Origin of the sequence: Pseudoalteromonas sp. P1-8 (assembly GCF_001399985.1) — a bacterium.
Taxonomy (GTDB): Bacteria; Pseudomonadota; Gammaproteobacteria; order Enterobacterales; family Alteromonadaceae; genus Pseudoalteromonas.
Map to the genome: position 1 here is coordinate 347,357 of NZ_LJSO01000001.1, position 11,564 is coordinate 358,920.

Here is an 11,564-nt window from a genome sequence, read left to right on the forward strand (position 1 = left end):
CTACAAAAAAGCCCCGGCATCCGGGGCTTTTGCTTCTTATATTTTAACGACTATTCAGGTTTGTCATCAAGGCTTGTTTCATCCTTTTTTACTGAATCATCCGCTTTTGTCTCATTAACAACAGGCTCAGCCTTCGCACTAGGCTTTTTATCATCTGAGCGACGGTCATGAACATCACGCGGCTCACGTACAGGCTGACGTGCCATTAAGTCATCAATTTGACCCGCATCAATCGTCTCGTACTTCATTAGTGCATCTTTCATCGCATGTAAGATATCAATGTTATCTTTTAGGATTTGCTCTGCACGTTGATAGTTACGATCTGAGAATAAACGAACTTCTGTGTCGATCACTTTTGCTGTTTCATCAGACATACTCATAGAGCGACTACCGCCGCCACCCATGTACATTTCGTTTTGGTCTTCAGCGTAAAGTAATGGACCTAGCTTTTCACTTAGACCCCATTGGGTAACCATTTTACGAGCAATATCTGTTGCACGCTCAATATCGTTACTAGCACCGGTTGTCACTTTATCTTCACCGTAGATCAGTGCTTCAGCAATACGACCACCGTAAAGGCTAGAGATCATTGACTCTAAAAGCTCTTTAGAGTGGCTCACACGGTCTTGCTCAGGCAAGTACATAGTGACACCAAGTGCACGACCACGAGGAATGATAGACACTTTATAAACTGGATCATGTTCAGGTACCATGCGACCAACAATCGCGTGGCCCGCTTCATGGTAAGCAGTCATTTCTTTTTCCTGCTCACTCATCACCATGGTCTTGCGCTCTGCACCCATCATGATTTTATCTTTTGCAGCATCAAACTCTGCCATGCTAACAACGCGTTTGTTACCACGAGCTGCATATAAAGCGGCTTCGTTAACTAAGTTTGCAAGGTCAGCACCAGAGAAACCAGGCGTACCACGTGCAATTACCGCAGCTTCTACGTTGTCGCCTAGTGGCACTTTACGCATGTGAACTTTAAGAATTTGTTCACGACCACGAATATCAGGAAGTCCAACAACAACTTGACGGTCAAAACGACCAGGACGTAATAACGCAGGGTCTAACACATCTGGGCGGTTCGTTGCAGCGATAACGATAATACCTTCGTTACCTTCAAAGCCGTCCATTTCAACAAGCATTTGATTAAGTGTTTGCTCACGCTCATCGTGACCACCACCCATACCAGCGCCACGCTTACGGCCTACTGCATCGATTTCATCAATAAAGATGATACAAGGTGCTGCTTTTTTAGCTTGCTCGAACATGTCACGTACACGTGATGCACCGACACCTACAAACATTTCTACGAAATCAGAACCTGAAATTGTGAAAAACGGCACTTTAGCTTCACCAGCTACTGCTTTAGCTAGTAACGTTTTACCTGTACCAGGAGGACCAACCATCAACACGCCTTTAGGGATGCTACCACCTAGTTTTTGGAATTTTGATGGGTCACGTAAGAAGTCTACAAGTTCAGTTACATCTTCTTTCGCTTCGTCACAACCAGCAACATCAGCAAACGTCGTTTTAACTTGGTCTTCACTCATCAGACGCGCTTTACTCTTACCGAAAGACATCGCGCCTTTACCGCCACCACCTTGCATTTGACGCATGAAGAAAATCCACACACCAATAAGCAGTAACATCGGGAACCAAGAGATTAAAATGCTGGCGAGGAATGACTGCTCTTCTGGCTTAACGCCTTTTACATTAACGTTGCTTTTTAAAAGATCATTCAAGATGTCTTTATCATACATTGGCATGATGGTTTGAAAGCGCTCACCATTTGTTTTAGTACCAGTAATCGTACCTGTGGTGCTTTCAATTGAGACTTCTTGGATAGCGCCACTACGAGCGTCGCTAACAAATTGAGTGTAACTTGTTTGGCGATCTGCCTGATCACCACCATTAAAGCTCTGAAACACTGACATTAGCACTACTGCAATGACCAGCCAGAGTATTAGATTTTTCGCCATATCGCTCAAGGAGTTAACCTCTTGTATCCAATTAATTTAAATTCAACTTAACGCAGCACAACTGTACTACAGTTTGTAGCCTGTCGCCACTATATAAACTTCCCGAGAACGGGCGCGTGATGCATCGGGCTTTCTAATTTTAACCGCTTTAAAGCTATTACGTACTTCCTGCAAGTATTGATCAAATCCTTCGCCTTGGAAGACTTTGACACAAAATGCACCATTTTTCTTTAAAACTTGGTGGCACATATCTAATGCCAACTCAACTAAGTACATACTACCAGCTTGGTCAACAGATGTATTGCCGCTCATATTGGGTGCCATATCAGAAAAAACTACATCAACATTTTTTCCATCAATACGGGTCAATAGTGCATCAAGTACCGCTTCTTCACGAAAGTCACCCTGTAAGAAGTCAACACCTGCTAAGGAATCCATAGGTAAGATATCACAAGCAATTACTTGACCTTTATCCCCTACTTTTTCTGCTAAATATTGCGACCAACTACCTGGCGCAGCACCTAAATCAACCACCGTCATCGATGGTTTGATTAATTTATCTTTGTTTTGAATTTCGTCTAATTTGAATACCGCACGAGAACGCCAACCTTTCTTTTGCGCTTCGTGAACATAAGGATCGTCGAAATGTTCTTTCAGCCAACGCTTAGAACTGGCTGAATGTTTTTTATTTGCCATAAAATTAATACGTAACTAATTAGTAATATTCTCTAGATGGCGTTAGAATACCCTTAATTCAAGCCATATTCAGCAAAATTTGTAACATGATGAAATTATCGAACAAACAAAAGCAGTTTTTAAAAGGCCAAGCGCACAGTTTAAAACCTGTTGTATTACTTGGTGCAAACGGATTAACCGAAGGCGTTTTAGTTGAAATTGAAAGCGCCCTAGAAATTCATGAACTAATCAAAGTTAAAGTTCCTACAGATGAACGTGAAACTAAAACATTGATTTTTGACGCAATTGTTCGCGAGACAGGCGCAACAAAACTACAAACAATTGGCCATACAATTGTATTGTATCGCCAAAGCGAAGAGAAAAAGATTCAATTACCACGCGGTTAATCCTGCCTTGTGAAATTTCGAATCAGAAAAAGCCAGCAAATATGCTGGCTTTTTTGTAGGCAGAAATAATTTTGAATTAATTTGTAACTAAACTTTTTAGCTAGGCTATTTTTGCTCTCGCGTGTATTTAAGGACCCGATTAATAAACTCGGTAGTTAATTCATTAATTAACCCTGTTTCTGCATTGAGAACTAAGCTGAACCCTATGTTTAGATGCGGGAATACTACAATATCGCTGCGATAACCTTGAACCCAACCACTGTGGTAATAAAGTACTTCATCATCATAGTTGTAAACACGCCAACCCAATCCATAGTAAGCATCTTTAACATGACTTCGCCAAACTCGGCGACGAGTTTCTTTTTTAGTATGTGTATAAGGACGGGTTTGTTTGATCAATGCTTCGAGTGGTAATACATCTGGGTATTGTCCTAGCTGCGCATTCAACCAAATAGCCATGTCATTTGCGCTGGCGTTCACACCTGCAGCTGCAGGCACTTTATAGTAATTCTTCTTTAAACGAGATGTATACCAACGCTTTCTTCCGCGTACATGAGGATGAGCATAGTTATTGTCTTTCACCATCCCCTCAAAACCAACACTGGCATCCACCATTTTTAAAGGCGCAAAGATATATTCTGAAATCCAATGTGAGTAGTCCATCTGTGTTGATTGATAAATCACTGAGTCAATCAAACTAAACATCACATTTTGATAGCCGTAGCACTCGCTTGGTTTGCAGATAGGCTCAACAGTCAATAGCCGCTCGACAATATCTGGGTAACTCATACGCGACTCAATTAGGTTATCGTATGCATTAGGTACTAGGCCACTAGAATGACTAAGGATATGATAAATTTTTAAGTCATCTTTGTAAGCAGTATTAGAAAAAGCAGGAATAAACTTACTTATTGGGTCATCAATATTAAATTCCCCTTGCGCTGCAAGTTTAGCAGTTAATGAGCCCGCAAAGGTTTTAGAGACTGATGCCAATCGAAAGCGGGTATGTTTATCGACTTTACGACCTTTTTCTATTTTTGTTCGACCAATACCGTTAATAAAATCTTCATGACCAATATTTACAATCGCCAGTGAGCCACCTGGGATCCCTTTGCTTTTTAACTTACGAGTAAGGTGTTTATTATAATCAGCAACGAAAGTTTGCCATTGCTTATCACTCGAAGCAGCTTCTCCGCTAACAAAAAGCAGTAAAAAAGAAAAAAGAAAGGGAATTAAAGATAAGCTGTACTTCATTATTTATTTTTTTAAGTCTGTTTAGGAAGTTTCTTATAACATAATATCATGAACTTTTGCCTCGACTAACGTACAATACGCTTAATCTTAAATATTTATGGGTAGATTAATCTTTATGCGCTTACTTGTAGTTTTGTTTTTTACTTTAATTTCAGCTGGTTGTGCCCTTAAACCTGAACCTGCGCCATTACTTTCGATGCCAAAGAAACCAAGCTTACAAAGCCAACGCTTTCAAGTAGAGTATCAAACAGAGCATGCAGCTCCTAAAGTGAAGTCAGTACAGTTGCCTGCACATGCAGTTAGTAAAAACCAAACTGTGGTGATAGTTGCCGACAAAACCAGTGTGACAGATACACTTTATACGCAACTGACTGAAGCACTTACAGCCAAACAATTAAAGGTTGTAGAAGATGGCACTCAAGCAGATTACACCCTATCTATTCACCAGCTTGACCTTGAACTGATTGAAGACACAGAATATCAATTAGTCAAACCAGAAAAGCCTCTGCCTTTATTTGATGAAGTTGCAAAACAGTTTCCAGTTCAGCAATGTGCGACTATTTTAGGTCAAGTAAGCATGCGCTTAACTCACAAGAAAACCGGTGATGTTGTGTGGTTTGCAAAGTCATCAATTGACAGCGCAAGCTTTCACCGTGAACCCCTAATTTATAGCTTTGTACAACAGCAAGTAATCAAGAATGAGCTTGAAGTAGCGAGCTTTGTGCACGAGCAAAACTCGGAACAAGCTCGCATGGCGCGAATTAATCAAGAAGTGACGATTCCTGCTTATCAAACTATCACGCAAATGACCGCCTTAAAAAAAGAGCAAGGCCCGTGTAACCGTACAGAAATTAGTGCACTTACACCTATGATGCAGTACTACCTGAGCAGCATTTTAATCGATAAAATTAAAGTTCAGTAACTAACTTTTGCTGTTTGTCTGCCCATAGGCAAACAGCTTCCCTCCTTGAATTTGCAACACTTTCTTACACTTCCAATTTCTGTTACTACATTTTTTTACAGATTACAGGAACTCCTTAACAATATACTATAAGCTATTACCCTTTCTCACAGACAAGGAAGCAACATTGCGAGCTTACAGTGCCCTATTATTGATATGTTTAACCTTGCTTAGTACCACAAGCCAAGCAAGTAACCGCTATTATGCAGACAATACTTTAGAGCCAAGCCAAGGCTTTGCATGGGACTGGGGCATTGGTTTAGGTTACTACATTGAAGATTCTTACCTTGTAGGCATGGACTCTTACAATGATGGCATAGAGCCAGACGTACACCTCGCAGTTTCTTACGACAGCTTTTACCTCGATTACGACCAAAGCCAACTTAGCGGCGGTTTAACCCTAGGTTACAGTGTTATCGATAAATTTGAATGGGGCTTAGATATTGTCGGCACCAACATTCAATCTGGCTTTGATGAAACAGGCTTAAATATTTATGGTAACGAAGTAATTAAAGAGCTTGAAGGGATCAGAACACGCGACTACGACTTTGATGTAGGTCTTCGCCTATCACGTCGCTTTGAAAACTCGCAAATTTCATTTGAATACCTGCATGATATATCAGGTGCGCATAATGGCTGGGTAATGAATTCGTTTTTTAGTCAGATCATTCCTTGGCGAAATTGGGAGTTTCGCTCTGGCGTTGGCTTAAGTGCCTACTCAGCAGACTTTACAAATTACTACTTTGGCATTTCAGAAGCTGAAGCGCTCGAAACTCGCCCTGTATATAACCCAGATACCTCTTACAGCCTTATTTTTGAATTTCATGCAGAATACCCAATTAACAGACATTGGGTGTTTTTAACTGGTTGGTTATCGACTTGGTTTTCAAACGATATTCACCAAAGCCCTATTATTTCTCAAGAGTATCAGCATAAAGCCAAGGTAGGCGTGCGTTATGTTTTCTAAGTATTACTTGTGCTTTACCTTATTACTGTCAGGGCCATTACTCGCTGAGCAGCAATCTGTAGGCAAGAAAGATATTGAAAATGCGTTAGTTGCCCTGCCCGACACTTGCGTAGCGCTGCGTGAAGGTAGGAATTGCTACGCTGAAGTTGATTTAACATGGCATCAGCAGCAAGTTGGTAATTACTGCTTACGTAATGCGCAAAGCAAGCACATTATTCAGTGCTGGTTGATGCAACAAAAGGGCTTATTTAGATACCAATTTGATTCAGCAGAAACCATAGGTTTTGAACTTATAAGCAGTGATAACGGTAAGGTTGTCGCAAGTACTGAAATACAATTACAGTGGGTCTATCAAAATCGTCAGAAGAAACGTCGTTGGCGACTGTTCTAAGCAGGAGTAAATAATGGAACATTACGGAACTATCTTATTAGTAGAAGATGATATTTCTCTCGCCAATTGGGTTGCGGAATATTTAATTGAACAAGGCTACCAAACAACAATATGCCAACGTGGCGACCAAGTCGTTGAGCAGGTACGTAAAACAAACCCTGACTTAGTTTTGTTAGATATTATGCTTCCGGGTCAAGACGGTATAAGTGTGTGCCGTGATTTAAGACAGTTTTATCAGGCCCCGATTATTATGCTCACCGCACGTGATGATGAAATGGATGAAGTAATTGGCCTTGAAGTAGGTGCTAGTGATTACATGATGAAGCCCGTTCGCCCTCGCGCTTTATTAGCACGTATAAAAACGGCACTTCGCTCTAAATCAGATACACAAGAATCAAGCACAAGCTCTGAGCTTATTAGTGTGGGTAAGTTATCAATCAATACTGAGTCACGTACCGTTTACTTTAATAATGATGAGGTTCATATCTCAAGCGCTGAGTACCTACTACTGCATTATTTAGCAAGTAATGCAGGTCAAGTGGTTTCACGTGATGCAGTGTTTAAGGCAACGAAAGGGCGCGAATATGATGGCTTAGACAGAAGTGTGGATGTGCTGATTTCATCATTACGTAAAAAATTTAATGATGACCCTCAGCACCCTGAAAAAATTAAAACTATCTGGGGCAAAGGCTATTTACTTGTTGCCACCGCTTGGCAATAACGACTCGCGCCTGTGAAAAAGTTTTATATCTCACTCCTTGGCAGTGCCCTGCTTTCAATCATCGTGTTGGGTTGGCTAATTGATGCTTTTAGCCAACAAACCCAAGCACCTCAGGATGTGTTTTCTAGCGAAACACAAATGATTAAAGGCTTTGCAAAGCAACTCGCTAAGTATGATGCTAAAGAGCGTGAGCAAGCTATTGCGGATATTAACCAAAACTTTGCTGTGCAACTAGAGTATCGCCCTACACAGTCGCTTGCGCTACCTCATTCATTGTTAACACAAATAACCCAACCTAGTGGCCTTATCCTCGAAGATCAGCAAGGATACTATTTACTTTACAGTGAAGCAGCTTTAGGCACACACCACTTAAAAATGCGTTTAGATAAAGACTTAACACACGAGCAAGGCAACGATGTATTACTGACCTTGTTATTCTACGCTGGGTTATGCGTATTTATGGGCTTTATCATTGCGCCACTGGCCAAGCGTTTAACGGTATTAAACGAAGCGGCACAACGCTTTGCTAAAGGTGATTTAAAAAGCCGTATTCACTTATCTCACTTTACCTATATCAAAGATGTTGAGCTGACATTTAACCGTATGGCGAGTCAAATTGAAAAACTTCTTGATGAAAATAAGTTAATGGCATCAAGTTTATCTCACGATATTCGCACACCTATCGCCTGCTTAAGGTTTGGTCTCGAGGCAGCGCAAGACTGCCCTAATAACGAAAAGCGCCTTGAGTATCTTGCTCGAATGGAAAACGACTTAGATCAAATGGAGTCAATGCTAAAAAGTTACTTGGCATTTGCAACCCTTGAGCAAAAAGCGAATCAGTTGACCTTTAATCATTCTGATCTAGAAACCTATATTCTTACTTTAATTCATCAAATTGAGCCTAAGCTTGAACAACAAAGCTTGCGCATTAATCACCGAGTTGAAGGCGGTGATATTTGTGCTGATTTACACTGGTTAGCTCGGGCCATTGTTAATTTATTAAGTAATGCTTGCGACTTTGCTGAATCAGAAATTTTGCTCAGTGCAACCAGTACCAGTGAATCCGTTACCATAAAAATTGAAGATGACGGTCCGGGTGTCAGCGAACAAAACTGGCAAAAAGTATTTACTCCATTTTTCCAAGAACAAACACATCGTAACCGGGATGGCGAAAGCTACGGGCTTGGCCTTGCTATCGTTGCGAAAGTGGTTGATTGGCATCATGGTACGGTCGAAGTATCAAAAAGTAAGCAACTAGGTGGCGCGTGTTTTACTCTTTCAATTCAAAATAAAAGCCAATAAACATGTTTCATTTGTGTTAATTGTTTCGTATTGTAATGCGCAATTGCACGAAATCTACGCTGACAGCTCGCACATAACGAAGAACAACGAAAATGCGGATGATTAACCCTTTTTATTTAGCGTTAATTCAAGTAGATTGTCAGCGCCGTCACAAATAGAGAAGTAACAATAATATGAGCGCATCACGTGGGGAGTTCAGCTCCCGCTTTGGATTTATTATGGCTGCAGCAGGCTCTGCTGTTGGCTTAGGAAATATTTGGGGTTTCCCTACACAAACTGCAAGTAATGGCGGTGCCGCATTTTTAGTGGCTTATTTAGTGTTAGCATTTTGTCTTGCTTATCCTGCTTTAATGGCTGAGTTAGTAATTGGTCGTCATGGTCAAGCTAATGCCGTCACTTCACTTCGAAAAGTAACAAATCAAGCATGGCAAAAGAAGTTTGCCTTCATGGTAGGTTTTGGCGGTATTATTTGTGCGGGTTTAATTTTAAGCTTCTATGCTATCGTCGCAGGCTGGATGCTGAGTGCGACACTCGAACCCGTTGCGCAATTAGCGGGGCAAGAGCAAGCTGGCACTTGGCTTAGTGAGCAGTCACTATCAAGAAACCTTTTATTCACTGCCGCATTTATTATTTTAACTGTTGCGATTATCTCTAAAGGCGTCGAAAACGGCATTGAAAAATGGTCTAAGCGCTTAATGCCTGCCCTGTTAGGCATTTTATTTATGCTAATTATCTATGTAATGACTCAAGATGGCGCAATGGAAGGCTTAAAAGCGTATTTAGTGCCAGACTTTTCATCGATTTTAAACCCTGAGTTATTAGTGAATGCGTTAGGACAAGCATTTTTCTCATTATCGCTTGGTACCAGCGTAATGATCATCTACGGCTCATACATCAGCAAGAAAGAGAACTTAGTATCGTTAGGCGCTTATGTGACTTTAATCGATGTGTTCATTGCCTTTGTAGCCGGTTTACTCATTATTCCTGCAATGTATGTAGCACAGGCACAAGGCGTACAAATTTTTTCAGCCGAGGGTGCACTACTTTCTGAAGATACCTTAGTATTCCAAGTTCTGCCGGCACTTTTCACTAGCATGGGTGATGTGGGTATTTTTGTTGGCTTTGCTTTTTTCGCGTTAATGAGTATTGCAGCGTTAACCTCATCGATTTCGATGCTAGAAGCACCAGTTTCCTATGCTGTTGAACGCTTTGCGTTAAAGCGTGTGCAAGCAACATGGATCATTGGCGGTATTATTGCGCTCATTAGTTTTACAATTGTCTTTAACTTAGGCACCTTGTTTGGCTTTGTGATCACCTTAACCACTAAGATTGGTCAACCAATTCTAGGCTTAATGTGTTGTATTTTTGTCGGTTGGATTTGGCATCGCGCGTCACTGCTAAAAGAAATTCAACAAGGATGCCCTGAAGCTGCCAATAGCTTCTTCTGGAAAGTATGGCCATGGTATATCAAGTTTATTTGCCCACTAGCCATATCACTGGTATTTGCCAACTCTCTGTTAAGCTAACAAATGTTTATGTTTGAAGTGGCCATTTAGGCTACTTCAAACACATATCTTGATGTGGAATGCCATCTTCTAGGTAATCATCGCCCACATTTTCAAAACCAAATTGCTGATAAAACCCTGTTAAATAACACTGAGCACCAATCATAATCGCTTTGTCAGGCCAATGCTCTTTACATGTGTCTATCGCAGTTTGCACCAACTTACTCGCCAAACCTTCACCACGAAATTGCTCTGCTACCAGCACACGACCAAATGCGCTAAACTGCTCACTCTTTTTATAGCATCGTGCATAAGCCGCCACTTGCTGACCTTTAAACAAGAACACGTGCTGGGTCAGTTCATTGTTATCCACTTCGTCAATTTCTGGGTAAGGGCAAGTTTGCTCTACCACAAATACATCTACCCGCGCCCGTAAAATGGCAAATAACTCATCTTTACTGAGTTCGCTATAACTTTTAACAGTAAACATAACGCTCCTTTATGAAGACAAAAAACCCAGCCGTAGCTGGGTTTTAACTAGCTAATATCTAGCTAGCCTTAAGCAAATAATCGTTCTAGCTGATCACACAACTGCGATAGGTTTACATGATCATGCTCAATAGTTAAATCGACATAACCATCCCCTCTAAAGGCGCGATCAAGTTCGATTAATACATGAGTTTTATGAGCTTCAGGCACAAACGACAACTCTATCTCTTGTAGACCAAATAGGCTTCGGCTATTTGGTCGATACTCTAGCTCTTGATAGCATCCCGAATGTGATTGAAATGTAGGTGCTCTTAAGAAGCCTTTTTCAACATCCGCTTTCACTAGGCTAAAACCAAGCCTATCCATCGCTTCCATTAACGTGCTTACAGCATCATTTGGATAAATGTGAAGTGCATCACGATCAGTTGGATCAAGTGCTAAATCAATATCTAGGCCTGTTTCAAGCCACACATGTGATTGGTTATAACCAGCATTAATTTCGGTGATCGGTGTTTCTGAATGCAGGCGTGCTTCAAATGGAATATGTTTTTCCGCGCCCGCTGCAATCATGCCGATGTCTGTAATTCGCCACTTTTCAATCACATGGTTTGTAAAATACTCACCATCTTCACCTTCGACTTTAACACGCGTCATCAGTGCTAAGTCTAAACCCGATATGTCTTGATCAACATCGCCGCCTTTAATAACAATAACGGCATTAAATTTTTGACCCGGTTGTAAATGCTCTGTCTCAAGTACAGTGTCAACTTTTGCTGCACCAATACCTACTGATGCAAGGATTTTCTTAAACATCTTTTCTCCTTAAGCCAGCTTCTAACCTATGGCTTAAATTCCTTTGTTAATGCATCTTAACCACAATTAAAAGCTAATGTCAGCGAAAAAA

At 41.0% G+C, this 11,564-nt stretch carries 12 protein-coding genes; 7 read left to right on the forward strand and 5 right to left on the reverse strand.

The features are described 5' to 3' along the window. Positions 1-50: 50 nt before the first annotated feature. On the reverse strand, positions 51-1,988 hold the full coding sequence (gene ftsH / locus AN213_RS01525; RefSeq protein WP_055196998.1) for an ATP-dependent zinc metalloprotease FtsH: 1,938 nt from the start codon (positions 1,986-1,988) through the stop codon (positions 51-53). Positions 1,989-2,054: 66 nt separating this feature from the next. Beyond that, positions 2,055-2,684, reverse strand: coding sequence for a 23S rRNA (uridine(2552)-2'-O)-methyltransferase RlmE (gene rlmE / locus AN213_RS01530; RefSeq protein ID WP_054551703.1), 630 nt, complete (start codon positions 2,682-2,684; stop codon positions 2,055-2,057). An 89-nt stretch (positions 2,685-2,773) separates the two neighbouring features. Between rlmE and yhbY the strand changes: the two genes are divergently transcribed. Continuing rightward, entirely contained in the window at positions 2,774-3,070 is a 297-nt protein-coding gene (gene yhbY / locus AN213_RS01535) for a ribosome assembly RNA-binding protein YhbY (RefSeq protein WP_054551950.1), read from the forward strand. Between the two features lie 105 nt (positions 3,071-3,175). On the opposite strand, the gene AN213_RS01540 is transcribed toward yhbY, so the two are convergent. Further along, positions 3,176-4,324: a serine hydrolase gene (locus tag AN213_RS01540; RefSeq protein ID WP_055197000.1), complete on the reverse strand. Its 1,149-nt coding sequence runs from the start codon at positions 4,322-4,324 to the stop codon at positions 3,176-3,178. Between the two features lie 115 nt (positions 4,325-4,439). On the opposite strand from AN213_RS01540, the gene AN213_RS01545 reads away from it, so the two are divergent. The 6 genes from AN213_RS01545 (at position 4,440) to AN213_RS01570 (ending at position 10,192) form a co-directional block, all read left to right on the forward strand. Continuing rightward, positions 4,440-5,246, forward strand: coding sequence for a hypothetical protein (locus AN213_RS01545; protein WP_054561863.1), 807 nt, complete (start codon positions 4,440-4,442; stop codon positions 5,244-5,246). 166 nt (positions 5,247-5,412) lie between these two features. Then, positions 5,413-6,252 carry a MipA/OmpV family protein gene (locus AN213_RS01550; RefSeq protein ID WP_054561864.1) on the forward strand — a complete coding sequence of 280 codons (840 nt, stop codon included), beginning with the start codon at positions 5,413-5,415 and terminating at the stop codon, positions 6,250-6,252. Continuing rightward, positions 6,242-6,643, forward strand: coding sequence for a DUF3019 domain-containing protein (locus tag AN213_RS01555; protein WP_054561865.1), 402 nt, complete (start codon positions 6,242-6,244; stop codon positions 6,641-6,643). Before AN213_RS01550 ends, AN213_RS01555 begins: the two co-directional genes overlap by 11 nt. Positions 6,644-6,656: 13 nt before the next feature. Next, complete coding sequence (locus AN213_RS01560; RefSeq protein ID WP_055197002.1) at positions 6,657-7,364, forward strand: response regulator transcription factor; 708 nt, start codon at positions 6,657-6,659, stop codon at positions 7,362-7,364. 12 nt (positions 7,365-7,376) lie between these two features. After that, on the forward strand, positions 7,377-8,666 hold the full coding sequence (locus AN213_RS01565; protein WP_054561867.1) for an ATP-binding protein: 1,290 nt from the start codon (positions 7,377-7,379) through the stop codon (positions 8,664-8,666). Between the two features lie 173 nt (positions 8,667-8,839). After that, a complete protein-coding gene (locus AN213_RS01570) occupies positions 8,840-10,192 on the forward strand; it encodes a sodium-dependent transporter (RefSeq protein WP_055197004.1) in 1,353 nt (450 codons plus the stop codon). Between the two features lie 31 nt (positions 10,193-10,223). Here the strand turns inward: AN213_RS01570 and AN213_RS01575 are convergent, their stop codons facing one another. After that, complete coding sequence (locus AN213_RS01575; RefSeq protein ID WP_055197006.1) at positions 10,224-10,661, reverse strand: GNAT family N-acetyltransferase; 438 nt, start codon at positions 10,659-10,661, stop codon at positions 10,224-10,226. 68 nt (positions 10,662-10,729) lie between these two features. After that, positions 10,730-11,473: a sporulation protein gene (locus tag AN213_RS01580; protein ID WP_055197008.1), complete on the reverse strand. Its 744-nt coding sequence runs from the start codon at positions 11,471-11,473 to the stop codon at positions 10,730-10,732. Positions 11,474-11,564 lie beyond the last annotated feature (91 nt).

What these genes read in the sequence shown, in the direction of transcription:
- yhbY (WP_054551950.1), top strand. Translation starts at nt 2,774, where the DNA reads ATGAAATTATCGAACAAACAAAAGCAGTTTTTAAAAGGCCAAGCGCAC.
- AN213_RS01540 (WP_055197000.1), bottom strand. Translation starts at nt 4,324, where the DNA reads ATGAAGTACAGCTTATCTTTAATTCCCTTTCTTTTTTCTTTTTTACTG.
- rlmE (WP_054551703.1), bottom strand. Translation starts at nt 2,684, where the DNA reads ATGGCAAATAAAAAACATTCAGCCAGTTCTAAGCGTTGGCTGAAAGAA.
- AN213_RS01555 (WP_054561865.1), top strand. Translation starts at nt 6,242, where the DNA reads ATGTTTTCTAAGTATTACTTGTGCTTTACCTTATTACTGTCAGGGCCA.
- AN213_RS01570 (WP_055197004.1), top strand. Translation starts at nt 8,840, where the DNA reads ATGAGCGCATCACGTGGGGAGTTCAGCTCCCGCTTTGGATTTATTATG.
- AN213_RS01580 (WP_055197008.1), bottom strand. Translation starts at nt 11,473, where the DNA reads ATGTTTAAGAAAATCCTTGCATCAGTAGGTATTGGTGCAGCAAAAGTT.
- AN213_RS01560 (WP_055197002.1), top strand. Translation starts at nt 6,657, where the DNA reads ATGGAACATTACGGAACTATCTTATTAGTAGAAGATGATATTTCTCTC.
- AN213_RS01575 (WP_055197006.1), bottom strand. Translation starts at nt 10,661, where the DNA reads ATGTTTACTGTTAAAAGTTATAGCGAACTCAGTAAAGATGAGTTATTT.
- ftsH (WP_055196998.1), bottom strand. Translation starts at nt 1,988, where the DNA reads ATGGCGAAAAATCTAATACTCTGGCTGGTCATTGCAGTAGTGCTAATG.
- AN213_RS01545 (WP_054561863.1), top strand. Translation starts at nt 4,440, where the DNA reads ATGCGCTTACTTGTAGTTTTGTTTTTTACTTTAATTTCAGCTGGTTGT.